Raw genomic sequence first — 26,864 nt, forward strand, 5'->3', positions numbered from 1 at the left:
ATAGGACAAGGAACAAAAACGAACACAGACAGTGGTTCGCCCGAGAGGGTGATCCGGATCGTTCCCGTGGGGACGATGGGCAAGGTGATCCCGTTAGCAGGCACGATCCTGGGACGAACTCTCCCAAGGTCGTTCAACAGATTGAGACGCCTCGCTCTCCTGACCCCATCATGCGGCGGCTCCGCGCCGACCGCGACGAGAAGCGAGTGACCCGCGGGGCGACATGATCCGCAAAGAAGACAGGAAAAGCTTGACGTCAACGACCCCAATCAGAGAAGCCTGCTAGGACCGTGCGGCTGGTCGATCTAAACTATTTCATCGCAATCGTCTGATCCCCACACCATATCAGGGATGACAACGGGTTGGTTTCTGGGCAGACCAGCGAAAACGCCAAAAGACATTCCTGACAACAGGTCGGCGGCCTAAAATTGCGAGTCCAGCGCAGGCCTTTTGGCTAGGCGACAGAGGACACATATCAATGACTAGGATCACCTCAATACCCGTCGACGTGCGCGAGGCGATGGGCGCTATTCTCGAAACCGCTCGGGGACTCGATCGGCCGTTTGGTGTGTCGGAGGCGGTTGATCAAATCAGGCGCCAGTTTCCGAATATGGAGGTATCCGACAACGATTTGGTTGGAGCCTTCGTCGGCGAGGCCGTAACCGCCGATGTAAAAATGGACCTGGCTATGTCAACAGAGAATCGCCTTGGCACGCCTGAACCATCAAAATCGCTCCACCGGCAGAAAAGAGGAAGACCAGGCGAAAACGACAACTCACGATTGGAGCTCATGCAGAATGGGGAAGCAGGTATTATCAATAACAACGATATGTGAACCAATCGCCGCGAGCCGGAAAAGAGGTTTCTGGGAACGTGATATATGCCCGATACAACTGTCCATCGAGACATAGCATTCGAACTTTACGTAGTTGCTGAAAAGCTTGGCGCGTCGACCGATCTATTGGCAATCATCGGTAGTTACGGGCAAACACAGACGGATGAGGCTGTTCTAAGCGATTTGCGGATATGGAACGAACTTCATCTCGAAGGCTACGGTTTTTGGTCGAAGGTGAACCAGTCGATTAGGCTTCTTGGGCGACCCATTTCCCGGAGGCGCCGCTAACCGACCGAAAGATCACGTCGCAGCGAAGTCCGATCGCGTTGCGTGGCGTCTCCAAAATGCCGCAGAAATGCGAGGTTACGATGGCGGCGAGATTTACCGCCGAGATGTGCAGCCTGATAGGCGAACGTTTCAGTCGGAGCAAACGACTACGGTGCCCCTCGCTGATCGCATTCTTGGCGCCGTGCTGGCCTTAGATGAACATGGAAAACCGCTAGGCGTTGATCTTCATTGGTCCAGCCCCAAGGCCCGATGAAGCTTCAGATACGCTTTGCTGAGGCGATGGGTGTTCTGACGGTTATGAAAAGCATACAGCGCGACATCGGAACAAAGTTCCCAGACGATCCAAGGCCGCTGCTAAGCCGCATCCTCGGCCACCCGCTTCCCTAACTCCCGCATTTGCATGAACGCCTCGGGCAGGAACCTCGCCGGATGATTGTAGCGGCACAATTCTCGGATCGTGTCGTTAAACAGGGTCCGCATTGTGGTGCCCGGTAGCGCACGCGCGGCGCGGTAGATCATCTCCGTTGCTTTTCCGGCGGCAATTTCGATGCTCTCGTCCTTGGGAACTACCGCCCACTCGGCGCCGGCCCTGAATGCTTCGAACGTGACGGGTTCGGGCGTCCAGCGGGTGCCGTCCCGGTCGATGATCTGCGCCACCTTGTCCACATGCAGGATGTTTGCCGCCGGATAAACTAGGAGCGTTTCAGGGTGGGAGCACCAGAAGTAAGCGAGGCCGCCCTTCACGCCCGCGAATATCTTCACCAGCTTCGACGGGCTTCCCGCCGCCGCGTACATCACCACATCGCCGATGCGGACGGGCGCCTGCGGGTCGATCACCAGGCGCTCGGCGGCCTCGCCGATGATGGACTGAAGGCAATGCCCCTCAAGCGGGAACTCGGCCCTGCCTCTGAAGGCGTCCAGAAGCCCGGCGTCGACCATGATGCCGTCAAGGTCCAGTTCTGCCATCTGCTCGATCGCAGCGCGGCACTTTACCATGCTTGGGAGGTTTTCCGAACCGGCGAACAGGCGGTCGAACAGTTGTGGGCGAGACGTTGCTGCGATTGGCCAGTCGAACCGCCTCATGTTCCCGATGTTGCTCACCGTGTAGGCGCCAACGGGCGCCGTAAGCGCGCTGACGCCCGCCACTGCCGCCTGAGCCAAAAGTGCAACGCCTGCGAAAACCTGTGGCATGTTCGTCTCCTATAGTTGGCGAGCCTGCGCGTTTGCCATTCTGGCGCCGAAGCTGCGCTTCAGTTCGCCGTCGTATTGTTTGAGACCGGCGCGCGTCACATCCTTTGCTTGCTTCTGCGACACGCTTTCGACAAACGGCTGTAAATTGCCGTTATTGTCCGCGGACACCCCGACAGTGACGTGAACGTCCTGACCTGCACCGCCTCGATATCCACCTTTCGGCACTACGATCTCGCCACGCTGAAGGATGGCCGGAAACTCGTCGGGCAGAAGGCCCTTATGGAAGCGGCGAGCGCCTGCGAATGCTGAGGCTGAGACTGCGCGGTTGTGACCGTAGCCATCTTTGCCGACCACACCGCCGTCGTGCAGGATGCCGGGGATAAGCAGACCCCCGAGCAAGCCGCCTGCACCCGGAGCAGCCGGCGCAGGAGGGAAGAAATTGAGACCTGATCCCGTTCCCCCGCCACCGAACAGCCCGCCGAAGAGACCCCCGGCACCGCCAGCCCGAGGCATTGTCAGAAGCTGCTGCACGATCTGCATGATAATCTGAAGGACTTCCTCGCCCTCGATCTTCCCGTCAGCAAGGGCAGTGGCAATGCCGTTAAGCGCCGTAGTGCCTATCTGCCCGAGGTTATCATACGCTTGCTTCTGCGCTGCCACTGCTGCTGTCTGCGCATCTGTCGCGGCCTTGGCTTCTGCCGATTGCTGCGTCAGGTTTTGAAGCGCGTCCGTTGGAACTTGGAAAGCATCCGTAGCCCGACGCGCGACAACCTCTGAAGCGTTTACCCAATCCGTCGAAACCTTGTCCGACGCATTGCCGGAAAGCATTTCGATTTGCGAAATACCCTCCGCAGTGACGCGCAACTGTCCTGTGGCGAAACCTACGTGGCCGCCTGTCTGGCCGGCACGCCTGCCGTTCGCATCAACGAGGATGTCGCCGCGCTGGATGTCGGACAGGTTCACGCCCTTGCCAAAATTGAGGAAGTCGGTGGCGACGTTGCTGCCGGTGCCCTTCACTCCGACCTGCGCCAGCGCGGAATTAACGAACGCTGCACACCATGCGGATGTCGCCGCGTCGAGATCGACACCGCCACGCTTGAGGAAGGCATTGATCGTCGAAGCGTCGCTGTTTTCCGACTTGCCTAGAAGTGTCGTCGCGGCGTCGACGGCAACCGAAGTCTGGCGCGCGATGGCATCGTTCAGCTTATCTGCGGCGCGTTCAGCCTCGCGTTGGAGTTTTTCGGCCGCATTGTCGCTGCCGCGAAGGGCGTCGGCAAAAAACGGATCGACACGAGGTTCCGGCGTCTCGTTCACGGTATCCGGCAGCGGGATCGTTGGCCGTGACCGATCGCGCAGGAATGTTCCGACATCATCGCCCATGTCGACGCGGAAATTGGCCCCGAGATTGTCCGCGATGCGTCTGGTGCCTTCAAGCTTGGCATTGGCCTTGTCGACCAGCGGCAACAAATCCTGGATCTGCTGTTTGAGGGTGGAGAAACCCTTGGTCGTGCCGATGCTGGCTTCCAAATCCTGGAGCCGCGTGAAGATGGGCAAAATGTCGGTAGCGCTGGCGTTGCCGCCGTCGATGGCGTCCTTCATGCGATCGAAGTCTCGCCGGAGGTCGCTGAGAACCTTGGCGTCGACGTTTCGCGTTTCAAGCCGGGCGAACAGTTGGTCGAAGGTCTCGGCTGCTGCTGCTGCGGCCTCGTTGACCGGTTTCAGGCCGTCGCTGATGATGATCTTCAACGCCGCGCGCTGTTTCTCCAGATCGCTGAGCCGTTCCAGTTCCTGATTGTAAGCGACGAGTTCCTTCGGCGGTGCGCCATCCCATGCGTCGAGCGCGGCTTTTACAGCGGCACGATGCTCTTCCAACTTCTTGTTGGCGTCTTCCGCGTCCTTCGCCGTATCCTTGAAATATGCCGTCGCCACGCCGGCCAGCGTGGTGATTGCCACCGTCGCTAGCGTGAAGGGATTGAGCGCGGCGGCACCGACCAGCCGCAGCGCCCCGAGAACGCCGCCGGAGCCGGTGAGCGCCTGCACGACCTGCCCACCCTGCTGTGCCATCACCTGGAAGGGCGAGGTGCCGGATGCAAGCTGAGTGGCAATGTCGTTCAGTTGGAACTGAAGCTGTTGCGTGGCGGCTTTCTGCGCGCCAAGAGATTGGGTGACAGCCGTTTGCGCTCGGCGGGCGCCACCTTCCACAGTGCTGAATGTCCGCTTGAGATTGTCGTTGACCGCCGTGCCCATGTCAGTGAATTGCCGCTCGACAGCTTTCGCCGAGCGGTTGCTGTCCTTCTCCAGCCTTTCCATCGCGCGCCGGAGTTGGTTCGTGTCGGCGCTGATGCTCAGGACGAGTTTTTCAATGTCGTCGGCCACTTTATGCCGCTCCTTCTTCTGCACCGAATAGGACGCCGTACCTGTGAAAGACGCCGGCCCAAGCGGCTGGGTTCTCTGATTTCTTGGCGATGTCGAGTGCGCCGCCGAGGAAGCCGCAGGCAATCTGAGCCTCGGGAAGTCCGGCGGCACGTGCTCGGGTCAGAACGTCGGCAACGATGGTGCTGATGACGGTGGCGGCTTCGTCATCGGTCATCGGGACGCCTCCATCAGCGCCAGATGCAATCGCTGGCCTTCCGGCCACCAAGTCGCGCCACCAGAGCCTTGCGGCCAAGGCGAGGCCTCGTTCAGCGGTGGCAAGGTGGGAAATTCCCACGGGCACAGGGACATGGCGTCACGAAGGGCGGCCTCGTCACCGGCGACGAATGCAGCGACAGCGTCAGGGTTGATTTGCTGGCGCCTTTTGGTCGCGCGGCGCTTAACTGGCATTTCGAGGATCTCCGTAGGTGACCAGCCCGTACGGCGGTTCCGGAGATCGGGACGGGTGCTGCTCGAACTGGTCGAGAAATGCGCCTCCCAAGCGTGCCCAAGCCTCTGGGAACGCTGCGGCGACGGCCTCGTCGGTGCCGAGACCGAACTCCTCCAGATCGCGGAAGAAATCCCAACGATGCAGGAACGCGTCGCGCCATGCCGCAAGCTCGGCTGCATCGTTGGTGCGGCGCTTTCCATATCGACGCTTGACCGGCACGTTCATCCCCTCCTGTTGCTGGCGATGGCCGGCGGTCGACGGTCTGAGCGGCCGCCCTCGAAATCGAGGTCCAGTTCTCTCAGCAATCGCGCAAATCCAGTGCGCGCGTCCTTCTCTATTGCCACCGCCGGATGAGCCCGGACATTCTTCCGATCGTCGAGGACTGTGACGCCATCCTGCTCGATGATGGCGCGCGCTTGCTCGGCGCGGTCTAACGCTTCGGCGGCAAGCTTCAGCAACAGCTCGTGGTGTGGCTCCAGTTGATATTCCTCGGTCACCGTTCGCCACCATTTCTTGGCGGCGTCACTCAGGTGAGAAGGAGGGTTAGGTCCACGCTTTTTCATTAATCATCGTCCTCCTTGGCATGGCGTGGACGAACCGGGGACGCCATTGTGAAAATGGTGGGATGGCGCGGGTCTAGGATCGAAACCCCTTTGACTTCGGAACCCCCGCCCCCCTGGTCTGCCTTGATGATGGTCATGTGTTCACCACCGGTCGCCAAGAGAGATGCGGCAGGACCGACGCGAACTCGTCTATGCGCAGCAGCGCGTCGGGCGTGAGCGGCATGGGCGCGGGAAGCTTGGCGCGGTAGGTGCTACTAACGCCAGGGTGAATGTGCCTGTCGAACACAATGGTTCGGCCATCGTCGGACAGGTAAATGTGGATGGCTCCCATCTGCTTGACAGTGAGACACCGCTGCTCGGGCGGTATGATCTCGGCTTCAGGCACGCCACCGGCCCTTTGGACGGAAGCCCAAAGCACGTCCATTTCAGCCTCAGAAAGCGGGCGGCGTTCGGACTGAATGAAGGTCAGATACCAAAGCTTGGCCGTCTCGATCAGCTTTTCGCGGCTATCCTGTTCGGCAATCATCGGCCCGCATCCTTTCCGCGTTTCACAGCGAGCGTCCAAGCCCGCTCGGTTCCGTATTCTTCAGGGGTTGAGCTGGTTGCGCGGTCGCAGTGGAACATCGAGCCGGCATGGGTCACCATATCGCCGGGCCGATAAGCGGTTCCGGCCTTGAATGTGCCCCTGTAGTTCATGGGCTTTACCTCGCCGGCTTCGATCTTGTCGGCGAGCGCCTTAAGCGGCCCGGCGGCCTTGGCGAATTGCTGTTCCAGTGCGTGAAGTCGCACTTCCGCGAATTTCACCATCCCCATCTGCGAACCGATTATCATCGCTAGAGTGCGGAAGGAGACGTAGCCGTTGGGCGCTATGTTATGATCCTGGTACACACGCGAAACCGTTGCGATGCCCCAATCTTGAAAAGCATCGTAAGCAACTTCGAATGCAGGCTCTCCGAACTTGGCGTGCTCCGGGAAATCAGGTTTGTTTCGATGCGCCGGGTTGATTTCCCAGGGTGCCGGCGGGGCGGTCGGCGCGGCCTTGGCATGGATAGCGGGCCTCTGAAGCTCGTCGTCGTCGGCAAGTTCGATCGCCAGCCGCTCGGCGTGAAGCTTTTCGATCTTTTCATTGAAAGCCCGATGCTCTGTATTCAGGCGTCGCTCCTTTTCGTCGGAACGGTCCAGGCAATGCTTTCGCTCTTCGGCTGCGAGAAGATCGGCTCGCTCCTTGCGCAGCACCGTCAGGCGGGCGATGTCGGCGTCGATCGCTGCGATCCTAACGAACCGCGTGGCCGACTCCGGCGCCGCCTGTGCGGGGGGTGGTTGCGGGCGCCTGGTCACCGGATGACTTTCTTGACGTAACTGTGGTTTCGCAACGCCGAGCGCATGTGCTGGGCATTGTCCGTCGCGGAGTTGCTGCGCAGGGAGCGCGGCAAAATCGAAACCAACAGCCAAAACTGTCTGGATTGTGGGTCGCCGATCGGCGGGATTGAGACCGGCATATCCATTTTGGCCTGATAGGTTTCGCCGAGATATCGAACGCGGGTGCCTTCGAAATATTGCGAGCCCCGTTGCCATTGCCGTCTGTCTGTCATTGCCGTTGTCCCTTCACCACCGATCGACGAATGCCACCACGCCGTCGCGCAGAAGCCTCTTCACGGTCGAAGCTGCTCCAGTCGCCTTGCCGTCGAGCGTGATCCTGCGCGCTTTCACCGCGCCGTCGAGCGCGTCCAACGCGTCGATAATGGCGGCGGCCTCGTCCAGGCGGATGCGGACTGCGGCGATGGCCTCGGCGAGGGCTGGCGCAAGCTCGGCTCGCGCTGTCGCTTCGTATGCCGCCAGCGCCGGCAGGCGGGCGTCGTATGCGCATTTTAGGGTTTCGGCGGCGGCCATGCTTTCGCGGCATGTCGCCTCCTTTTCGACTAGTGCCTCCTCGACTTCGGCGAGCGGCCTGCCGGGCTTGCAGGCGATGGACATATGACGCTGATCGGCCCGCCGCGCGCGTTCCCGTGCTTCGTCCTCCACCTTGCGCGCCTCGGCCACGACCCTATCGGCGTCGAGCAGTTCGGCCGGCGCCGATGGCAGCGCCAAGGCGGCGCAAATACGCGATCCGGTGGTTTCCTTCTTTGTCAGTCTCGCCAGCAAGTCGGCCTCCATCTCTTCGGATTTCACAATAGCGCCAGTGAATCGCGTGACAGGAAAACCGTCACGCTGATTGCTTCAGCGCCGCCCTCAGTGCCTTGATGACCGCCGTGGCGTCGTCCGCGTCCCAGGCGCCGATGTCGCCGCGCTCGGCGAGTTCGTCGCCGATTTCGCCGAGTTGAGTGTCAAGCTTGCCGGCGCGGTCGCGATCTCGCTTTCGCCGCTGGCGAGCGCGGTCAAGTTCGCGACGACGTTCAAGGGTTGTCGTTTTCCGGCGGCTCATTCCGCGCCCCCGGGAATGTGCCACGCCTTCCAAGCGATCGGCTGCGCAATCCAGCCGGTTCGGCTTTGGCTTATCCACCACTTGTCGGTGCGCAGCGCGGCGCAAAGGCGGTTGCCATCGGCCAGGATCAGGCCCGCATCGCCCGGCATCGGCGTCAGCGTCTTAGGGAACCCATTCGCCCGCATGACGCGATTGACGGCCACCGCCAACCCACCACGCTCTTGAAGCCACCGCTCGCCGTCCTCGATCGGCCTGCCATAAACCGCGAGCGGGTCGCGCCCTGTTCGATGCGTGATCCAATCGCCGACTAACTTCGCGCAAGCCCAATCCTGCGCCGGCTGCCCCATGCGGCTGCGGACAAACTCGGCGGGCGTCATTCATCCCACCTCTTATCCGGCTCACCGCTAGCACCCCCCGTAAGAGCGATAAGATGATAAGATTCCGGATCGGCGTCCCCGTGCTGCTCGTCACCGCCGTCGACGTAGTTTCTTATCTTCTTATCGTTCTTATCGGGGGTAGAGGGGGAAGCGGCGATAAGGTCGCTGCGGTCGGGGTGCACATACAATCCACGGCCCGATTTGAGCACCTCACCGGCCTTCGCCATCTTGAAAAGCAACTGGTCGGCGTTGTTCCGAGGCATCCCGCAAGCGATGGAAATGTCGCGCGGGTTCATCGGTTCGGTGGCGTCGATAAGAACCGATAAGATTTCGGAACGCTCGTCGGTGCGGCGCACTTCGGCAGCATTGCCAAGAGCTCGCCACCGACAGGTCAGCTTGTCGAATTGAACCGCAGTCTCGATTTCCTCGATGTCGCGGCCTCTGCCGTAGAGGGTGCAGCCTTCCTGGTCGCGATCGAGGATCAGGGTAGTGTCGGCGGCACCGGACAGGCCCAATGTGCCGGACACCTTTTCGAACGGGTCAGCCTCGGCGCCGGATTTTCGTGTATGATGCACGACGACGATGGCAACACCGGTTTCCATCGCGAGACTCTGAAGCTCCTTGATGGCCATGTAGTCGGCCTCATAGAGCGTCTGGTCCTTTCCCTTGGCGGTCGCCTTAAACATTGCCAACACGTCGACAATCACGAGACGGGCTTCGGGGTGAACCTTGATCCAGTCGCGGATCGCGTCGATGCCGCCCTCGTTGGCCCTAGGCCATTCGGTGGCAAGATGGAGGCGCTCAGGAACCGGCGCGCGCACCATTGCCTCCATCTGCCAGAGCTTGTTGATGCGGGACTGAAGCCGGCGCGTGTTATCCTCAAGGGCGAGATAGAGCACGTCACCGGCTTCGCATTTTACGCCGCCCAGGCAGATACCGGCTTCAGAGACGGCGATGCCGATCTCCATGCAGAACCAGCTTTTGCCAAGTTTCGGCTTGCCCGCGAAGAGGGTCAGGCCCTCCGCAATGTAACCGGGCACGACGTACTTGATCGGCTCGAATTCGAGCGCGCAAAGATCGCGGGCGGTGATCGTCACCGGCTTTGATTTCGGGCGCTTGCGCGACGGGCGAACGTGTTCGTCGTCGTCATCCTTGATGGGGAGCCGATCGTCTTCAGGTATCAGCGGGTCCGACAGCGCATTCTCTTCAAGCCACCGATCGAACGGCACGGCGGAAACTTTAGTCATGGGCGCCTCGCTTCTGCGCGATCAGCGCATCGTTGAAATCGTCGTGTTGAGGAGAAGGGGTGAGGACTTGGACATCGCGTCGAGCGCGTTGCCACCGCGATCCGGTCAGGCGACAAGCCTCCCGGCTGGCCGCATTGTTCTCGGCGAGCAAGACGATGCGCTTTACGCCGTCGAGCACCGGGAAATGGCCGACTGCGCCGGCCGAGCCGCACGCCCACGCCGCCGGCAAAGCCGGGAACATTTCCATCGCGGCCAAGGCCGTCTCGACGCCCTCGGAGATTGCCAGCACTTCGCCCGGCGATCCGAGCCGGACTGCCGAGCGATGCGAAATTCCGAGCATCCGGCGATCCAGTTTCGAGCCGTCCGGCTTCAACGCGATCCGATGGATTGCCAGGGGAGTTGCGTCGTCTACGCTGGAGAACATCGCTACCAAGGCCGGCAAGAACACCGTCCGGCCTGTGTTCTCATCGCGCCATGGACAGCGCGGGTGGAACCGCAGCACATCGCCGTCAAATCGGCCTGCAAAATCGATTTGGCGGTGCTGCCGCAGATACCGCTCGGCCAAAGTTCCGCGGATGCGGACGGCCTCGTTCCAGACCTTCACGGAAGTATCGATGCGCCGCTGCTGGTCAACGTCCCACACGAGCCGCAGATCAATCTCACGGTCGACTGCGGCTGCATCGAATTGCTTTCGGGCGGCGGGATGGACACGGCGGTCACGATCGTCACCGGGTTCCCATCCGTCGTTGTCGTCGTGCGCGTAACCGGCCTCTCCGCACCGCGCGCACCGATAGGTCGCGAAGTGGGGGTCGTTGCGCCAGATGCGGAGGACAGGGCGTTTGCGGTTGGCGTTAGTCTTGCGGCCAGGGCCGCATTCCGGACAAGGCGCGTCGTGAACGCCGTTCCGGCCGTAGGTCAGGGCGTCGAGTTCGGAGAAGGCGATCATGTGCTCGCCACCTCCGATTTTTTCTTGCCACCGGACGGCCGCACGGAACGCGCGGAGATCAGGCTGTCGGCAATGACCTCCAGCGTCTCGCGCGGTGTGCCGGACTGATCGGTCCACTTAGAAAGCTGGCAGCGGCCGGAGACGCTGACCATCTCGCCCTTCATGTGGCGAAGGAGGATTTCAGCCAGTTTGTTGAATGCGACGACGCGAACCCAGAGGGTTTCGCCGTCGAGCGTCACAGCCACCGGCGCCGTCGCCATCGCAGTGCCGGTCTTCGTTGTGATCTGGTTTGGGTCGCGGCCGAGCCGGCCGTGGATGGCAGAGTGCATCATGTGCTGCACTCCTTCGCGAAGGCGAGGGACGCGACGGCGAGGGCCAATTCGGAGGAAATATGAAACCGCCTGCGGAGGCGGGCGGCTTGCAGGTCGAGGATGTTTTCGGTAATTTGCGGTTCTTCATGCTGCCAGGCTCTGAAGAAATCCGCGACGGCCACGTCACCAGCGTGGCCGTTCGCATTTTGGAGGTGCATGTCTTATGCTGCCCTCCGCGACGGGTTCGGGCGGTGCGCCCTACCTGCCAACCAATTCGCGGACGCCTTCACACCACGGAACTTTCTGCCGCCGACCATCCAGAAAGGGAGGCCGTTCGGCAGCTTTTCGTATCTGTTGAGAGTGCGGGTCGAGACGCCCCAGGACGCGGCGAGTTCCTCGTCGAGGACGAGTTCGTCGTCGGTGATGGGAATGCGGATACCGGATGTCACTGCATCGGCCCTTTCTGCCACGGTGTGGCGTTGGGTTGACGATGCAGGACGACTTAAGACACGCTGTTACACAGAAGCGCCGCTGCTGTGTCAGGCTGAGGAAGCCTCACGCTTTTTATTCAGGTATCCTTGCAAGAAGCTGCGCTTTTTAAGTGTGCCCACGTCTGCGCGGGTTGTCTCCCTGCCCATGTCGACACAGCAGACTTTTTCACCGTCCCTGTAAAATCCCAGAGCAATAGCCGCTGTGTCGATCTCCAATGGCTTCTCTCTCCCTGCCGGGATTTCCTCCCAACTATCGATGCTATCCGCCAGAACCTCGGCCCACGGCTTTCGTTTCGACACGCTGGCGTTCTTTCGATTTTGTTCGCTGGTAGCCCGTTCTTTCTCAGCGACCGCTGCTTCTGCGCGCATCAGGCGGGCCGCCTCCCTACTCCGCAATCGCTCCAGAACGAATTGGTATCCGTTTTCTAACGTTTCCAGATGGTGCTCCGCCTCATCGAGCTTGCCCATGCTCAGTTGGAAATCCGCGTTCCCCAAGTGGTGCAGCCACATATTAGGGTTGATGGCGTCGCGGATGGAGCGCTCATAAACTGGATCGTCATAGGCGGCGATGAGGCTTTCGACATGGTCTGCTGGGAGTGCTTTCCTGCCGCTAGCGGCATCGTCGCGCCAAGCAGCGATTCGAACCTCCAGCTTCACTCTTCGGATGCTCATGTCACACCGACCTTCATCGGCTTGATCTCGGCGCCCTCCCCTGTCGGCATCACGATTGCGCCGACGCGTTCTGTCGCCTGCCGCAGCGGGTCATCGAGCAGGTGCGAATAGCGGGCTGTCGTTGCGGGCTGCGAATGCCCGAGCAGCGCGCCGATGATGGGCAGGGACAGCCCAGCACTGGCCAACACAGATGCATAAGTGTGACGCAGGTCGTGAATGCGGGCCGATGGGGTGACGACGATGCGTTCCCTCCCCCTCCCGTCCTTTTCCGTCGTCGTCGTGACGATGCCGGCCGCAATGCAGACATCGCGCCAAGCATTCTTGATTTCGACGCGGTGTCCATCGCTGCGGCCGGGAAACACAAATTCGGCCCCCTCTTCGGCCTCGGCCAAAAGCGCGGCCAGCAATTGCCGAGCCGGTGCCGAAAGCGGTACCCGATGGGTTGTCTTTTGCTTGGTGGTCGAGCCCGGCTTGGTCCACACGCCGGTGGTTAGATCAAGGTCGGCCCAACGCGCCGCCTGCACCTCGCCCCGGCGTGCGCCGGTGAGCAGCAGCAGGCGGAAGATGTTCGCCGCCTGCTGATCCTCAAGAGCGGCCAGCGCCCCGGTGAGGCTCGATATCTCGGCGGGAGACAGATATCGGTGACGCTTGGCCTCCTGGTTGCGCTCGATGCCCTTTGCCGGGTTGTCCGTCCTCCACCGCCATTTCATCGCCAACGCGAACATCTTCGACAGGACGGCGACGGTGCGGTTCGCAAGGTAGGGCGCACCTCGTCGGGTTATCTTTCGGTGGAGAGCATCGATGTCGCTGAATTCAACCTCATCGACGCGCCTGTGCTTTAGTGCTGGTCGTATTTCGCGGCGGATGAGCGCCTTATAGTCGCGGGCTGTAGCCTCGCGTTTTGACCCAAGGTGATCTTCCTCGAAACGGTCGCAGAGGTCCGCCACCGTCTTCGCGGCGCGGTCTGCATCAACCTCAGCCATTGGATCGAAGCCAACGTCGATCCGCTTTTTGAGTTCGGCAGCTTGGGCTCGTGCTACCCCCGTTTTCCAATCCGGGAAGGCGCCGATCGTATACCGCCGCTCACGCCCTGTCCTAGTCCGATAGTTCAGAATGAAGGCGCGTGCGCCCGCCGCCGTGACGCGGACGCCGAACCCCTTTACGTCGGCATCGTAGGCGATCTTGTTGCCGGTCGCCGGCAGCGGCAGCGCTTTGACGATGGTGTCGGTCAGCTTCTGCATAAACAGTTGGTTCCCGTGTCCGCACTGTGTCCGTCCGATGGACGGCAGGTTAATTGCGGCTAGTGTCGCACGGTGTCCGAATGTGTCAAGATATGTCCATTGAAAATCAACGGCTTAATTGCTATCGTGCCGAAATGCGATTCATTTCAAGGGCTTGCCGGTTTCGGCTGAAATGAACTTTTAATCAGTAGGTCGTGGGTTCGAGTCCCACTGCGCTCACCAATAGTTTTACTGCTAAATCAACGCTCTACCCGCGTCGATGCACCTTATCCAACTCGCAGCGGAGGCCGTTTGGGTTTTGCGGCTGACGGTCAAATCCCATGAATTTGCCGTCGTTGCAGCTTCCCATGATTCCTGAGTACCCTGCCCACCCTGCCGGGAGTCTATGGCTATCCGTGCCGGGCCCATCGAGCCCTCACGTGGAAAACCGCATTGGAAACAGAGGAGACGGCCCTACCTCTGCTTCAATGGATACTGTCAAGGCGCTGATAACCATCGTCGCACCGCTGCTGATTATCGTTGCGGTCCTTTACGCGCTGTCGGTCTGGATTTAGGTCGTCTTGCCTGCCGCCAGCCCGTCAACACCCGGTTTGGCCTCGCGAAATCGGTGGCTACTCAGCGGCTTCCGAGCCACTTGATCCAGGATATTTGGCGTCATACTGCGGGTTTGGCGGCCACCGATTGTGAGGAGTGACGGGGTGATGGACCTGCGGCAACTGCGCTATTTTGTGCAGGTCGTGGAAAGCGGGTCGTTTTCGAAGGCGGCCGCCCAATTGCATGTCGCCCAGCCGGCCTTGAGCCAGCATGTCCGCCATATGGAGGAAGAACTGGGCACGACGCTGCTGCATCGCGGCACACATGGCGTGTCACCGACCGAGGCTGGCGGCCGCCTCATGCATCACGCCAGGCGCATCCTGGCGGAGTTCGCGGAGATCCCGGACAGCGTCCGCGGCGAGGCGGTCGCGCCGCGCGGCGAGGTCCGCTTCGGCCTGCCCGGCACGGTCAGCGAATTGCTGGCGGCACCGCTGATCGAGGCGGCTCGGGAACGCTACCCGCAGGTAAGGATCCGCGTCGTCGAGGCCATGAGCGGCTACATATTGGACTGGCTGAAGCGAGGCGACATAGATCTAGCGATGATCTACAATACGTCGAGCCCGAAGGGCCTCGCGGTCCATCACGCGCTGTCGGAGGAGATTTGTCTTTTTGCCGTCCCGTCCTTCGGCGGCAAGGACGACATCCATGGCGAGGCCGTGCGGCTGGAGGATGCAGCCACGCTGCCCCTGCTGGTGCCGGGGCCGGGACATGGGCTGCGCGAGTTGATCGAGGAGGCTGCGCGGACCATCCGCGTGCCCATCATGCCGGCGGTCGAGATCGATTCCTATAGCCAGATCAAGAAGTTGGCGGAACGCGGACTAGGCTGGGGCATCCTGCCGCGCATGGCGGTTCAGCGCGAGGCCGAGGCCGGGATATTCCGGGTGTGGCGGATTGAGGAACCCAAAATCACGCGAAAAGTCTACCTCGCCTATTCGACAGAGCGCCCGCTGCTCAATGCGCCACGCGCTGTCGGCCAACTGGCTTGGTACATAGTACGGGGGCTGGTTCAAGACTCGACCTGGACCGCCAAGCTTTCCGATGACAACCAGAACCCCAAGCTGTTCTCCTGACCCCTCAAATGGGTTTTCTCTCGGGGCGATTTTCATTTGTTTTCAATTTCTTATCTGGATCGTTGAAATTGATGCGTCATGCTTGTGCATCTGATATCCGGGCCAAAGACCGGGCGTCACGGCAACCCCTTAATATCAATTGATTTCAGTCACTTGCTTCGAAAACCATTGTGGAACGAAATTTTGACCTGACGCGACCCCCTCGCCAACTCGGCGCAGACCCATCGCGAGCTTGACGCGACCCGGCGCCTCCGGTGATTCGCGCCGACAGCCGGACTGCTTCGACACGAAGAAGCTCGGCGTATTTCTCGAAGACGCAAAAGGATGCGGAGGACTTCACCGGCAAAGCGCCTTATATAGAATCGTTATGATGGCTGCGTCTCGGTGTACGCTTTCGATATACCCCTTATCGCTAAATCCTATTTGACTTGACGTGCTGCCTGCACAAGGTCTGTGCCGGACAAACAAGGGCCAGACATGAGCGGCGCACTCGAGGGACAGATTGTCGTCGCACTGGAACAGGCGGTTGCCGCGCCGCTGGCGACCTCACGTCTGGCGGATGCCGGCGCCCGCGTCATCAAGCTGGAACGCCTCGAGGGCGATTTCGCTCGCGGCTATGACGACTATGTGCTCGGCCAGTCGAGCTATTTCGTCTGGAACAACCGCGGGAAAGAATCCTGCACGGTCGACCTGAAGAAGGCAGAAGATCTTGACCTGCTGCTGTCGATGCTGGAGCGGGCCGACGTGTTCGTCCAGAACCTGGCGGCCGGGGCCACGGATCGGCTGGGGATCGGCAGCTTATCGCTGAGGGAGCGGTTTCCGCGATTGATCGTCTGCGATATCGGCGGCTATGCCGAAGGCACGCCCGACCACCAGCGCAAGGCCTACGACCTGCTGATCCAGGCTGAGACGGGCCTTGCCGGCGTGACCGGTTCGGACGAATCAGGGCCGAGCCGCGTCGGCATATCGCTATGCGACATCGCCACCGGCGAAGCCGCCTATGCCGCCATACTGGAGGCGCTGTTCAAACGGGAGCGCACCGGCCAGGGCAGCCATGTCCAGCTTTCGCTGTTCGACACGATCGCGGAATTCATGAACGTGCCCTATCTGGCGCGCCGCTACGGCGGCAGGGAGCCCCGCCGCCCAGGCCTCGCGCATCCGTCCATCGCCCCCTATGGCGTGTTCCGCGCCAGCGACGGCGAAATCCTGATCTCCATCCAGAACGATCGGGAGTGGAAGGTTTTTTGCGAGGAGGTGCTGCGCGATGCGGCCCTCACTACCGATCCGCTCTATGCCCGCAACACCGAGCGCGTCAAAAACCGCGCCGGCCTGGATGCGAAGGTGCAGCAGGCGATCGGAGCCATGTCGAGCGATGACATCTGCCGCTTGCTGGATGCCGTTCGTATCGCCTATGGCCGGCTGTCGACCGTCGGCGACCTGATGCATCACCGAAGCGCGGCTTTTGCCGAGGTCGAGACGCCGGCAGGCAAGGTCGCGTTGCTCGCTCCGCCGAATGTCGTCGACGGCCGCCGGCCCGCACTGCGTCCGGTGCCGGCGCTCGGCGAGCACGATGCGGCGCTGCGCGCGGAATTCGGGCCCCGCGAGACCGCATCCCAAAACGCAAGGTAGTTGGCATGGTATTCGAAGCAGAAGACCATCCGGAAATCCGCGAGGCCGTGCGAAAACTGTGCGAGCGGTTTCCCGGCGAGTATTGGCGGAAACTTGATGCTGCCCGCGCCTATCCCGCCGAATTCGTCTCGGCGCTGACCGAAGCAGGATATCTGGCGACGCTCATCCCGGAAGAATATGGCGGCGCCGGGTTGAATTTGCCGGCGGCGGCGGCGGTGCTGGAGGAAATCCAGCGCTCCGGCTGCAACGGGGCTGCCTGCCACGCGCAGATGTATGTGATGGGCACGGTGCTGCGCCATGGCAATGCCGACCAGAAGGCGCGCTACCTGCCGCGCATCGCCACAGGAGAATTGCGGCTTCAGGCATTCGGTGTCACCGAGCCGACCAGCGGGACCGACACGTCTTCCATCCGCACCTTCGCCCGCCGCGACGGCGACCACTATGTCGTCAACGGCCAGAAGATATGGACCAGCCGCGCGGAACATTCAGACCTGATGCTGCTGCTTGCCCGCACGACGCCACGCGACGAGGTCGCCAAGCGGACGGACGGGCTGTCGGTTTTCATCCTCGACATGCGCGAGGCACTGCAGAATGGCCTCAGCATTCGGCCGATCCGCACCATGATGAATCATTCGACGACGGAGGTGTTTTTCGACAATGTCCGCGTGCCGGCCGAAAACCTGGTCGGCGTGGTAGGAAGAGGTTTTCGCTACATCCTGTCGGGCATGAATGCCGAGCGCATCCTGATCGCGGCGGAATGCGTCGGCGATGCAAAATGGCTGATCGAGAAGGCGGCGAATTATGCCAGGGAGCGCAACGTCTTCGGCCGCCCGATCGGCGCGAACCAGGGCGTGCAGTTCCCGATCGCGCGGGCCTATGCCAACATGCGCGCCGCGGAACTGATGGTGAAGGAGGCCGCCCGTCTGTACGAAGCCGGCCGCGACTGCGGCGCGGAAGCCAATATGGCGAAGATGCTCGCCGCCGATGCCTCCAACGAGGCCGCCAACGCGGCTATCCAAACCCATGGCGGCTTCGGCTTCTCCGAGGAATATGACGTCGAGCGAAAATTCCGCGAGACGAGGCTTTATCAGGTGGCGCCGATCTCCACCAATCTGATCCTTTCTTATCTGTCAGAACACGTGCTCGGCATGCCCCGCTCCTATTGAGCTGAGACTGGAGGGCAGACAGCCAGGAGAATGTCATGACGGACGCCAGCGAAAAACCTTTCGCCGACTGGATCGGACGGACTTCCGAGAGCGAGGACATGCTTACGGAGCGGCTGGCCGCGAGTTTCCGCGCCATCTTCGGAAAACATCTCGCGCCGGTGGCAGATGGCGCCGCGCCGCTCGGCATACACTGGTGCCTGTCGCCGTCGATCGCCGGAATGGACGAACTCGGGCCTGACGGTCACCCGGCCAAGAACCGCGACCTGCCGCCGGTCCCGCAACCGCGCCGCATGTGGGCGGGCGGTTCGGTCGAGACATTCGGCGAATTGAGGATAGGCGACCGTGTCAGCCGGACATCCAGCATCGCCGACGTGACGCGGAAAACTGGAAAATCCGGCGAGTTGTGGTTCGTGGCGGTCGATCATGTCTATTCGACTGAGCGCGGCATTGCGATCAGGGAACGGCACGACATCGTCTATCGCGAGGCAGCCAGACCGGCTCCGGCAAACTCGGCAGCAGCGCCAAACATGGCGCCGGCGGAACGGCCCTTCCAGCGTTCCGTCCAGGTAACCACCTCTCCGGTGATTCTGTTCCGTTATTCGGCGATCACTTTCAACGGCCACCGCATCCATTACGACCTGCCCTACGCGACCGAGGTGGAGGGATATTCAGGCCTTGTCGTCCATGGTCCGATCCAGGCGACCCTGCTCTTCAATATGGCGGCAACCGAAATCGGCGCCGCGCCTCGAAAATTCGACTACCGAGGACTTTCGGCGGCGATCGCGGGTACAGGCATTTTTGTCAGGCGCGGCATCGGCGCCGAAGCCGACACCTATTGGACACAGGGCGAAAGCGGCGCGATCCACATGGAGGCTAGATCCCAACAGTACGCCAGCGGCGTCGACTTGGTTCGGATCACATAGACCGTGTCCGACCAGGCACACTGAGCCGCTGGTCCTGTTTCGGGCAGGCCAGCGGCCCAGGGCCGCGTGATGTGGTCATCGCGTCAGTCTCACCGTCGGAGGTGACCCCTCTCGTCAGCCCGCACAAATCCTAACAGGCAAATTAGGAACTGCGAATTCATCAAATGGGGCTAAATCGTTAGAATAGTTTGATTATCGCCTCAATCGCCGCTCCCACGCCGCGGCGCTTCGCCTGCTAGTTCGCATAGTCGACAGGGAAGAGTTCATTTATCTTGTAAGCCACCTCGGTCCGGTTGGTGGCCTTGACCTTCTTCATGATGGCCCTGACGTGAACCTTGACCGTGCTCTCACAGAGCTTCAGGTCGTAGGCGATGATCTTATTGGCTTTTCCCTTGCGAAGAGCTTCCACCACTTCCGCCTGACGGGCGGTAAACATGCCCGCCATCGGCGGAGCCGCCCGCACGCCGCTTTCGAGCATCTGCCGCATGGAAATGACACTGCTCGCCGGTACGAAGATGCCGCCGGCAACGGCGAGATTAATCGCCTCGATGCAGATTTCGATGCCTACGGATGAGGGAATATATCCGCGAGCGCCATGTTCCAGGGCTTTCAGTATCTGGGGAAGTTCGTCCGTATCGGCCAGAACGATGACAGGCGTCTTATCGAATTCCGAGGAGAGTTTCTTGATCGTCTCGCCAACGGCCGGATCGGTGAACCTCTTGCCGCCGATATTGAGCAGGATCGCGGCAAGCGGAGGATGAACATCTTTCTCCCGCTTCCAGTCTTCAATCGATCCGAAGGCCAGGACTTCCATTTCAACGTCGTGCGCAATGATGCTCCGGGCGAGGCATTCCCTGTCGAGCGCCCGCGGATCGACAATCACCAGCGATGGATATGACTTGGAAGGTGCGGTGGCCTCGACTTCCGCCAGCGGATCGGCAAATTTCTTCAAAGCCGACGAAACGAGGCTGATCGGCGTCTTATTTGCATTGGTCGTGATCGTATACATTTCTGCCATGCTCCCAAAAATGCGCGTGACAGCCCACGCCTCCCGAAGAGACGCGATCATCTTATCCGCGCTGCTACCCACCCAGTTGCAGCCAAGTTAATGGATACGCCCTATGTAGGCGGTCGGTAAAACAAGACCGCAGGCATCAGGACCGAAGTCACTACCCAGCTCGCCGCGACACCCGCCGCAGTCACCCGATATGTATATAGATTGAAAGGCTGAGCACTAATCTAGATCAACTGTTTGATAATTTTCTGAAGACCTACGGCATTCGGAGTATTTTGTCCTCGATTAATGTTAATGAAACAATGGCAGGATCCGGAGCAAAGGGCGGCTGCACGCCCCGTTGCCCGCGATCCCGAATTCTGGACGCTTCGTCGTTTTCGAAGACGAATGCCAGGCGTCATCCCGATCTCTGTTCGATGAATACGACACCGGCCGCTTTTCCGAGACACCAAGTCAGACTGGGTTGCCTCATTTTCCTGATCCATGCTGGGAGGGCCAAAGAGCCGATTCCGCAGAGAAGCGAGCCCCCTGCGAATGGCGTCAAAAATGCCGCGGCAATGGAAAGCGACACGGCAAATAGAGAAGCCGCTCAGGTATCGGCGCGACTGCTTGAAAAAAGGCCGGGCTCGAAAACGGCCCGGCCAAATTGAAGGTTCAAAACCTCCAGAGGGGAACACCATCCGGCGACAATGGGAGGAGAACCGCCGGATGATGATTGCTATATTGGGGTATATCGCCCGCGATTCCAATCACTGCCTTCTCAAAATGAGGCGATATGGGAAAAATTCGTCCTAAAGTACGACGCTGCAGTGCCCCGAATCACCCTAATTGCTGTGTTGTGGGCCCTTTAGCCGTCTATCGTCGACTGGCTAGCACAGGTTTGGCGATCGTCGGCAGAGGCGAATCAGACATCCGGTCACTTATCGGATTTGCGTGCCACCCGTCTTATGCGCGCTCACCGCCCGAAAACGGACTGTGGCCGAGATCGGTACGTCGGGCAGCTTGGCATTGTGTGGCACGCCGGTGATGACGATGCTGACGGAGGCGTCGCCGACACCTTCGGGAAGGGGCGCCGTTCGCGGCACGACCGCGACGCCGGAGATGGCATCCGGCGGCAATTCGAGATTGGGCTGCGAGCGGGCCAGCATGGGTTCGCCGGCGGCCTGCGTCGCCCTGCCTTCGGGCGTGGTGTAGCTGGTGTAGAGCGCAACGCCGCGCAGGCCCGAGGAGCCCGCATCGACCTCGATGGCGCCCAGGGCTTCGAAACGCTCGCCGGCGGCAAGGTCGGGCGGGTCGATATCGGACGAGATCACCACGGACATCGGCGTCGGATCGACGGGATCTCCCCCGGCGTTGATGGCGGCCGGAACACCGGACACGACGACCTGCTGCCACTCCTCGCCCTCGACCATGACCTTGCTGAAGCTGGCGGACAGCCCCTGCCCGGCCTCAGCCGACCAGCCCTCCGCCAGATCGCCGCCGCAGCCTTCGCCGAGCAGGCCGCCGGTGCCTTCGAGCAAGGGGTTGAAGTTGAGCGATCCGCCGGGATCGGCCTGCGAATAAAGGTCGTCATTCGACGTGACGAGGCGCGCACGCGGCAAGAACAGCGTGTCGAAGATCGGAGCCAGCGCCTCAGCTACCAGCCGCGCGCCGACGGGTCCCCAATGTATACCATCGCGCAGGATACCGTCACGGGCGCGTCCTTCCGGACTTTCCGGATCGAGCATCAGCGGCCACGGATCGGCCGCATAGACGTTTCTGACGGCGGCCTGCGCCAGGAACCAGGACCGGACCTGCAGCGCGTCGTCCAGTTCGATGTCCGAAAGGGTGCGGCGGATGCCGTCCGGCGTGCTGTCGCCGCGCGGGCTGCCGGCGATCCAGATCAACTTGTGGCCGTAGGACAGAATCTTGGCCTGGTAGGCTGCCAGCGCCTCGATGGTGCGCGAGGCCCGCCAACCGGCGGTCCTGTCATTGGTGTCGACGATGGCGACGACGTAGCCAGGTGGCTTGCCGCGCAGGTCGGCCGCGCCGTCGCGAACCTCCTCGCTGTCCATTCCGCTCTTGGCGAAGTTATAACCGGGCTGGAAATCGAAGCGCCCGCCGGTCATCAGTTGCAGCCACCACAGCCAGCCTTGCGTGGTCGTCCTGCCGGTGTTCGAGGCGAGATCGGCGCGGCTGTCGCCGTCGAGGTAGACGCGTGGCAGCGCGGCGACGGCGGGCGCCTCCCCCGTGCCCGCGCCTGACGATCGGATCAGTTCCACCCGCTCGGCAAGATCGGCATCAGCCGTGTCGCTGAAGGCGAACAGGCCGAAACCGGAGAGCAGGATGCGGGCCACCAGTCCCGCCTTCGCGCCGAAATTCACGATGCTTGTTCCCTCGCGCCGGGTTCGCCGGCAGCGCACTGACCACCCGATCCCGACGAAATCGTGACTATTCGCGGACGGACGCTTCCGTCAGCATCAGGTGCTGGATGAGGATGATGGTCTTGGCGTCGATGATGCGTCCGTCGAGACAGGCCTCGTAGGCTTGCCGGAGCGGCATCTCGATCACTTCGATGTCCTCGCCCTCGTCGACATGGCCGCCGCCGTCGGACACGCGGTCCGCAGCGGAATAATGCGCGGTGAAGAAGGCAAGCTTTTCGGTGACGCTGCCGGGGCTCATGAACGGCATCATGACGAGCTTCAGGTCGCGCAGGCGGTAGCCAAGTTCCTCCTCCGCCTCGCGGCGGGCGCAGGTCTCGGGATCGTCGGCGTCGAGCAGCCCGGCGCAGGCTTCGAGCAGCGGCTCGGCATGGCCCTCGACATAGGCCGGGAAGCGGAACTGGCGGACCAGCAATACCGTACCGCGTTCGGGATCGAGGGGAAGCACGGTGGCACCGTGGCCGCGGTCATAGGTCTCGCGGACCTGCGGCTCCCAGATGCCTTTCGAGTTGCGGTAGTCCAGCGTCGTCTTTTTCAAGACGCCCCAATTGTCGGACAACAGAACGACCGAATTGATGCGAACGCGATCCTGCATGAAGCGGCTCCGAGTTTTTTCTCACGCTGCCGATACGCCGGAACGCCATGCCGCTCAACGCTTTCTTTGGCGTTCGGCGACAACCTCCGCGTGCCGTGGCGGCCGAAAATTTGGAACCATCGCTGATTCGTCCCGTTGGCGAACCGAGGACATCACTTCCAAGGAGACCGACATGAACAAGCTTTTGAGCGGCGTCTGCGCCACCACCCTCGCCTTCGCCGTCACCGCGACCGGAATGGCGCCGGCCTTCGCAGCACCCAGGGCAATGCCCGAATCACCGGCCACCGACGGCAACGGCGTCATCAAGGTGCAATCCAGCTCCGATGACGTGATCAAGCTCCGTCGCGACCGGCGCGAGGCTCAGCGCGAGCGGCGCGAGGACCGACGCGAAGCCAGCCGCGAACGCCAGCGCGATTGGCGCGAAGCCCGGCAGGAGCGCCGCGAGGACTGGCGAGAAGCAAGGCAGGATCGACGCGAGGCACGCCGGGACGATCGGCAGGGCTATTATCGGGGTTATCGGGGCTATCGGGACTACCGCCCCGGCTACAAACGCCATGGCGACTATTGGTATCCCGCGGCAGCTTTCCTTGCCGGCGGGTTGATCACGGGCGCCATCGCCAACTCGCAGCCGCGTGAGGTGATCGTACAACGCGGCGGCTCGCATGAAGAGTGGTGCGCCAACCGCTATCGGTCCTATAGGGCCTACGACAATAGCTTCCAGCCGTATAACGGGCCGCGCCAGCAGTGTGTCTCGCCTTACGGCTGATCGACACCCGATACGAAGCGACACACGATACGAATGACGGCACCGCTCTACAAGAAGGCGGTGCCGTTTTGTAATCCGACGACGAATGTTAAACTTTTGTACGCGGGGAACAAACCACATTCCCGCTCGTTTGCTGCCGCATAGGGACGACGTCCACCGCAAGGAGAAGTCATGAGGAAGTTCTTATCAGGGTTGTGCGCAACGGCGCTGGCCTTTTCGGTCACCGTCGTCGGCCTTGTGCCGGCGGAGGCCGCCCCCATCTATGTGCCGCAGACCGTGGCCAAGGCCCAAGGGGACGTGATCCAGGTGCAGTCGAACAGCGAACGGCGTAAGTGGCGCCGCGAAGGACGCCGGGATCGCCCCGAATGGCGTCGCGACAATCGGCGCGACCGGCGTGAATGGCGCCGCGACAACCGCCGCGACCGTTGGGATCGCCGCGAATGGCGGCGTGAGGCGCGCCGGGACTACCGTCGAGGTTATTATCGCGGCTATCGCGGCTACGACTACTACCGTCCGGGCTACCGCCGCTACGACGACGGCTATTGGTACCCGGCCGCCGCTTTCATTGCCGGTGCGATCGTATCCGGCGCAATCGCCAATTCTCAGCCGCGTGTCATAGTGGAGGAAGGCGGTTCGCATGCACAGTGGTGTTACAACCGCTACCGGTCGTATCGGGCCTATGACAATACGTTCCAGCCCTATAACGGGCCGCGCCAACAGTGCATTTCGCCCTATTGATAGCCGGCTAAATTACTGAACTCCGACCCGCGCCAAGCCTTGGCGCGGGTTTTGTTTTACGGGGAACTCAGCGTGCGGCGCACCGCGTCGCGCCAGCCCTTCAGCTTCGCGGTGCGCGTCTGACCGTCCATCGCCGGATCGAAGCGCCGCTCAAGCGCCCAGGATTTCGCGAAGGCTCGTGCGTCGGGCCAGACCCCTGCCCGCGACCCCGCAAGCCAGGCGGCGCCAAGCGCCGTGGTCTCCAGTACCGTCGGGCGGTCGACCGGGGCATCCAGAATGTCGGCCAGCCGCTGCATCGTCCAGTCGGACGCAACCATGCCGCCGTCTACCCTGAGCACCGTGCTCGACTTGCCGCCCTTCCAGTCCTTCTTCATCGCATCCAGCAGGTCGCGGGTCTGGAAGGCGACGGATTCGAGTGCGGCGCGGGCAAACTCGGCCGGCCCGGAATTGCGGGTCAGGCCGAAGATCGCGCCGCGCGCCTCGGCATCCCAGTGCGGCGCTCCGAGGCCGACAAAGGCGGGAACGAGATAGACCTCCTGCGCCGGATCGGCTCTTTCGGCGAGGTCGCCGCTATCGGCCGCCTTCGAAATCATCCTGGCGCCGTCTCTCAGCCACTGCACGGCCGCGCCCGCGATGAAGATCGAGCCTTCCAGAGCATAGGTCGTCTTGCCGTCCAGCCGATAGGCGATGGTGGTGAGTAGGCGGTTCTTCGACCGCACGAGGTCGGCGCCGGTGTTGAGGACGGCGAAACAGCCGGTGCCGTAGGTCGACTTCATCATGCCGGGTTCGAAGCAGGCCTGACCGATGGTGGCCGCATGCTGGTCGCCGGCCACCCCGAGGATCTTTATCTCGGCTCCAAACAGTGATTTTTCAGTGATCCCAAAATCGTCGGCGCAGTCCTTCACTTCCGGCAACAGCGCGGCCGGGATTTTGAGGATGTCGAGCAGTTCCTCGTCCCAGAGGTTCTTCTCGATGTTGTAGACCAGCGTGCGGGATGCGTTGGTGGCATCCGTCGCGTGAACCTTGCCGCCGGTCAGCCTCCAGACCAGGAATGTGTCGATGGTGCCGGCGAGCAATTCGCCTTTCTCGGCCCGCTTGCGCGCGCCTTTGACCTTGTCCAGCAGCCAGGCGATCTTGGGGCCCGAAAAATACGGATCGAGCAGCAGCCCCGTCTTCCTCGAGAATTTCTGCTCAAGACCCTGCTTGCGCAGTTTTTCGCACAGCGGCGCGGTGCGGCGGTCCTGCCAGACGATGGCGTTGTGGATCGGCTTGCCGGTCACCTTGTCCCAGATCACCACCGTCTCGCGCTGATTGGTGATACCAACGGCGGCGATATCCGCGGCGGTCACATCCGACTTCCTCAGCGCTTCCCTGACCGACCAGACGACCGAGTGCCAAATTTCTTCCGGATCGTGTTCGACCCAGCCGGAGGCTGGATAGATCTGGGTGAATTCCTTCTGGCCGGCGCCTGCTGGCTTCATCAAACCGTCGAAGACGATGGCGCGGGTCGAAGTGGTGCCTTGATCGATTGCAAGGATACGATCCTTCGTGCAAAGCATGTTACTTTTCATATCTCTACCCACATGCTACAATTACTTTGATTTGAGGGCACGCATTGACCTCTGAACTTAAGAGCGTGAAGAACCGCAACATCCCCACCTCGGGGATCGGGGAGCGATGGCTACCCGTTATGGAGGCCAGTTGGAAGCCAATCGCAGCGCTGGCAATCCCCATCGTCGTCGCGTTCGCGCCAAACTTCGGCAGCCTGCTCACCAACGACCGAAAAGTCGATTCGATCATTGTAGAGAAATCGCTCGAAATACTGGCGAAAGAACCACAATCCGAGGGTGACAAAGCGGTGCGAGACTGGGCCATCGCAAACCTCGAAACTTTTTCTGGTGTTGCGTTTTCTGCGGCGGCCAGAGATGCGCTCAGAAACGAACCGGGTCCGATTTCCCAGACCGCCATAAACCCATTTCCGGTTACCCCACAGGAAGTGGAGGAGGCCCTTGTTGCGGCAAAGGCCGTCAACAATGATAAGCTGCTCAAGTTCGCCGTACAAGAAATTGGTATAAATGAGAGCGACGCCAAAGGCCGATCCAGAATAGCACAGTATAACCAATCCGCCGGATTCAATTTCGACCCATCAACACCATGGAACTCACAGTTCCTCAACTGGATTGTCAAGACCGCAGGATATGAAGGGACGAACGATGCCAGAAGCCGCAGTTGGGCTAGCTGGGGGAAGGATTCGCAGGAGGAAGTCGGCGAAAATATCCCTGGATGCATAGCTGTCTTTTGGAGAACTAGGCCGGAAGATTGGGCTGGAATGGTCGGCATTTATCTGGGAACCGAGGATGGCGGCCGTATGCGTGTTATCGGCGGCAATTTTTACAACGCAGTTGATGCCACCTGGATCAAGTCGTCACAACTCCTCTCATGCCGGCTTGCAAACGATTGGGTCGGCCCGGCTCAGTGAAATTTGCCAAGGGGCAGGAGGC

The 26,864-nt window shown here is 61.3% G+C and carries 29 protein-coding genes; 8 read left to right on the forward strand and 21 right to left on the reverse strand.

What is annotated here, in order from left to right:
• The first annotated feature begins 478 nt into the window (after nt 1–478).
• A complete protein-coding gene (locus ABMA59_RS28470) occupies nt 479–835 on the forward strand; it encodes a hypothetical protein (RefSeq protein ID WP_349008760.1) in 357 nt (118 codons plus the stop codon).
• A 642-nt stretch (nt 836–1,477) separates the two neighbouring features.
• Here ABMA59_RS28470 and ABMA59_RS28475 read toward each other — a convergent pair.
• From ABMA59_RS28475 to ABMA59_RS28555, 17 genes are all read right to left on the reverse strand, one after another.
• Nucleotides 1,478–2,284, reverse strand: coding sequence for a hypothetical protein (locus ABMA59_RS28475; RefSeq protein ID WP_349008761.1), 807 nt, complete (start codon nt 2,282–2,284; stop codon nt 1,478–1,480).
• Between the two features lie 39 nt (nt 2,285–2,323).
• On the reverse strand, nt 2,324–4,690 hold the full coding sequence (locus ABMA59_RS28480; RefSeq protein ID WP_349008762.1) for a phage tail length tape measure family protein: 2,367 nt from the start codon (nt 4,688–4,690) through the stop codon (nt 2,324–2,326).
• A gap of 1 nt (nt 4,691) precedes the next feature.
• A complete protein-coding gene (locus ABMA59_RS28485; protein ID WP_349008763.1) occupies nt 4,692–4,904 on the reverse strand; it encodes a hypothetical protein in 213 nt (70 codons plus the stop codon).
• Nucleotides 4,905–5,126: 222 nt separating this feature from the next.
• Complete coding sequence (locus tag ABMA59_RS28490) at nt 5,127–5,402, reverse strand: hypothetical protein (protein WP_349008764.1); 276 nt, start codon at nt 5,400–5,402, stop codon at nt 5,127–5,129.
• Nucleotides 5,399–5,740: a P27 family phage terminase small subunit gene (locus tag ABMA59_RS28495; protein ID WP_349008765.1), complete on the reverse strand. Its 342-nt coding sequence runs from the start codon at nt 5,738–5,740 to the stop codon at nt 5,399–5,401. Before ABMA59_RS28495 ends, ABMA59_RS28490 begins: the two co-directional genes overlap by 4 nt.
• A 133-nt stretch (nt 5,741–5,873) precedes the next feature.
• A complete protein-coding gene (locus ABMA59_RS28500; RefSeq protein ID WP_349008766.1) occupies nt 5,874–6,266 on the reverse strand; it encodes a hypothetical protein in 393 nt (130 codons plus the stop codon).
• Nucleotides 6,263–7,192 carry a hypothetical protein gene (locus tag ABMA59_RS28505; RefSeq protein WP_349008767.1) on the reverse strand — a complete coding sequence of 310 codons (930 nt, stop codon included), beginning with the start codon at nt 7,190–7,192 and terminating at the stop codon, nt 6,263–6,265. Before ABMA59_RS28505 ends, ABMA59_RS28500 begins: the two co-directional genes overlap by 4 nt.
• 153 nt (nt 7,193–7,345) lie before the next feature.
• The gene (locus ABMA59_RS28510) at nt 7,346–7,882 is read right to left on the reverse strand and encodes a hypothetical protein (protein ID WP_349008768.1); all 537 of its coding nucleotides are present in this window, start codon (nt 7,880–7,882) and stop codon (nt 7,346–7,348) included.
• A gap of 61 nt (nt 7,883–7,943) precedes the next feature.
• A complete protein-coding gene (locus ABMA59_RS28515; RefSeq protein WP_349008769.1) occupies nt 7,944–8,162 on the reverse strand; it encodes a hypothetical protein in 219 nt (72 codons plus the stop codon).
• Nucleotides 8,159–8,539, reverse strand: a complete 381-nt coding sequence (locus tag ABMA59_RS28520; protein WP_349008770.1) for a hypothetical protein — start codon at nt 8,537–8,539, stop codon at nt 8,159–8,161. The genes ABMA59_RS28515 and ABMA59_RS28520 overlap by 4 nt, the downstream gene beginning before the upstream one ends.
• The gene (locus ABMA59_RS28525) at nt 8,536–9,786 is read right to left on the reverse strand and encodes an AAA family ATPase (protein WP_349008771.1); all 1,251 of its coding nucleotides are present in this window, start codon (nt 9,784–9,786) and stop codon (nt 8,536–8,538) included. The genes ABMA59_RS28520 and ABMA59_RS28525 overlap by 4 nt, the downstream gene beginning before the upstream one ends.
• Entirely contained in the window at nt 9,779–10,732 is a 954-nt protein-coding gene (locus tag ABMA59_RS28530) for a DUF7146 domain-containing protein (RefSeq protein ID WP_349008772.1), read from the reverse strand. The genes ABMA59_RS28525 and ABMA59_RS28530 overlap by 8 nt, the downstream gene beginning before the upstream one ends.
• Complete coding sequence (locus ABMA59_RS28535) at nt 10,729–11,064, reverse strand: single-stranded DNA-binding protein (RefSeq protein ID WP_349008773.1); 336 nt, start codon at nt 11,062–11,064, stop codon at nt 10,729–10,731. The genes ABMA59_RS28530 and ABMA59_RS28535 overlap by 4 nt, the downstream gene beginning before the upstream one ends.
• Nucleotides 11,061–11,261, reverse strand: coding sequence for a hypothetical protein (locus ABMA59_RS28540; protein ID WP_349008774.1), 201 nt, complete (start codon nt 11,259–11,261; stop codon nt 11,061–11,063). Before ABMA59_RS28540 ends, ABMA59_RS28535 begins: the two co-directional genes overlap by 4 nt.
• 3 nt (nt 11,262–11,264) lie before the next feature.
• Nucleotides 11,265–11,492 (reverse strand): hypothetical protein, encoded by a 228-nt coding sequence (locus ABMA59_RS28545; protein ID WP_349008775.1) that lies wholly within the window; start codon nt 11,490–11,492, stop codon nt 11,265–11,267.
• A gap of 90 nt (nt 11,493–11,582) precedes the next feature.
• Complete coding sequence (locus tag ABMA59_RS28550; protein WP_349008776.1) at nt 11,583–12,206, reverse strand: hypothetical protein; 624 nt, start codon at nt 12,204–12,206, stop codon at nt 11,583–11,585.
• The gene (locus tag ABMA59_RS28555; protein ID WP_349008777.1) at nt 12,203–13,447 is read right to left on the reverse strand and encodes a tyrosine-type recombinase/integrase; all 1,245 of its coding nucleotides are present in this window, start codon (nt 13,445–13,447) and stop codon (nt 12,203–12,205) included. The genes ABMA59_RS28550 and ABMA59_RS28555 overlap by 4 nt, the downstream gene beginning before the upstream one ends.
• 701 nt (nt 13,448–14,148) lie before the next feature.
• On the opposite strand from ABMA59_RS28555, the gene ABMA59_RS28560 reads away from it, so the two are divergent.
• The 4 genes from ABMA59_RS28560 to ABMA59_RS28575 all read left to right on the forward strand — a co-directional run bounded on the left by ABMA59_RS28560 (nt 14,149) and on the right by ABMA59_RS28575 (nt 18,829).
• The gene (locus ABMA59_RS28560; RefSeq protein ID WP_349008778.1) at nt 14,149–15,111 is read left to right on the forward strand and encodes a LysR family transcriptional regulator; all 963 of its coding nucleotides are present in this window, start codon (nt 14,149–14,151) and stop codon (nt 15,109–15,111) included.
• A 477-nt stretch (nt 15,112–15,588) separates the two neighbouring features.
• The gene (locus ABMA59_RS28565; protein ID WP_349008779.1) at nt 15,589–16,740 is read left to right on the forward strand and encodes a CaiB/BaiF CoA transferase family protein; all 1,152 of its coding nucleotides are present in this window, start codon (nt 15,589–15,591) and stop codon (nt 16,738–16,740) included.
• 5 nt (nt 16,741–16,745) lie between these two features.
• Entirely contained in the window at nt 16,746–17,906 is a 1,161-nt protein-coding gene (locus ABMA59_RS28570; protein WP_349008780.1) for an acyl-CoA dehydrogenase family protein, read from the forward strand.
• A 35-nt stretch (nt 17,907–17,941) separates the two neighbouring features.
• Nucleotides 17,942–18,829 (forward strand): HTD2 family dehydratase, encoded by an 888-nt coding sequence (locus tag ABMA59_RS28575; RefSeq protein ID WP_349008781.1) that lies wholly within the window; start codon nt 17,942–17,944, stop codon nt 18,827–18,829.
• A gap of 235 nt (nt 18,830–19,064) precedes the next feature.
• On the opposite strand, the gene ABMA59_RS28580 is transcribed toward ABMA59_RS28575, so the two are convergent.
• The 3 genes from ABMA59_RS28580 to ABMA59_RS28590 all read right to left on the reverse strand — a co-directional run bounded on the left by ABMA59_RS28580 (nt 19,065) and on the right by ABMA59_RS28590 (nt 22,859).
• A complete protein-coding gene (locus ABMA59_RS28580) occupies nt 19,065–19,838 on the reverse strand; it encodes a LuxR C-terminal-related transcriptional regulator (RefSeq protein WP_349008782.1) in 774 nt (257 codons plus the stop codon).
• Nucleotides 19,839–20,764: 926 nt separating this feature from the next.
• Complete coding sequence (locus ABMA59_RS28585) at nt 20,765–22,207, reverse strand: SGNH/GDSL hydrolase family protein (RefSeq protein WP_349008783.1); 1,443 nt, start codon at nt 22,205–22,207, stop codon at nt 20,765–20,767.
• A gap of 67 nt (nt 22,208–22,274) precedes the next feature.
• Complete coding sequence (locus ABMA59_RS28590) at nt 22,275–22,859, reverse strand: NUDIX domain-containing protein (protein ID WP_349008784.1); 585 nt, start codon at nt 22,857–22,859, stop codon at nt 22,275–22,277.
• Between the two features lie 172 nt (nt 22,860–23,031).
• Between ABMA59_RS28590 and ABMA59_RS28595 the strand changes: the two genes are divergently transcribed.
• Nucleotides 23,032–23,625, forward strand: a complete 594-nt coding sequence (locus tag ABMA59_RS28595) for a BA14K family protein (protein WP_349008785.1) — start codon at nt 23,032–23,034, stop codon at nt 23,623–23,625.
• 171 nt (nt 23,626–23,796) lie between these two features.
• On the forward strand, nt 23,797–24,363 hold the full coding sequence (locus tag ABMA59_RS28600) for a BA14K family protein (RefSeq protein WP_349008786.1): 567 nt from the start codon (nt 23,797–23,799) through the stop codon (nt 24,361–24,363).
• Nucleotides 24,364–24,419: 56 nt separating this feature from the next.
• Here the strand turns inward: ABMA59_RS28600 and glpK are convergent, their stop codons facing one another.
• Nucleotides 24,420–25,934: a glycerol kinase GlpK gene (gene glpK / locus ABMA59_RS28605; RefSeq protein ID WP_349008787.1), complete on the reverse strand. Its 1,515-nt coding sequence runs from the start codon at nt 25,932–25,934 to the stop codon at nt 24,420–24,422.
• A gap of 44 nt (nt 25,935–25,978) precedes the next feature.
• Between glpK and ABMA59_RS28610 the strand changes: the two genes are divergently transcribed.
• Nucleotides 25,979–26,842: a TIGR02594 family protein gene (locus ABMA59_RS28610; protein ID WP_349008788.1), complete on the forward strand. Its 864-nt coding sequence runs from the start codon at nt 25,979–25,981 to the stop codon at nt 26,840–26,842.
• Nucleotides 26,843–26,864: the final 22 nt, after the last annotated feature.

The sequence above is a fragment of the Mesorhizobium yinganensis genome (assembly GCF_040081985.1).
Classification (GTDB): Bacteria; Pseudomonadota; Alphaproteobacteria; order Rhizobiales; family Rhizobiaceae; genus Kumtagia; species Kumtagia yinganensis.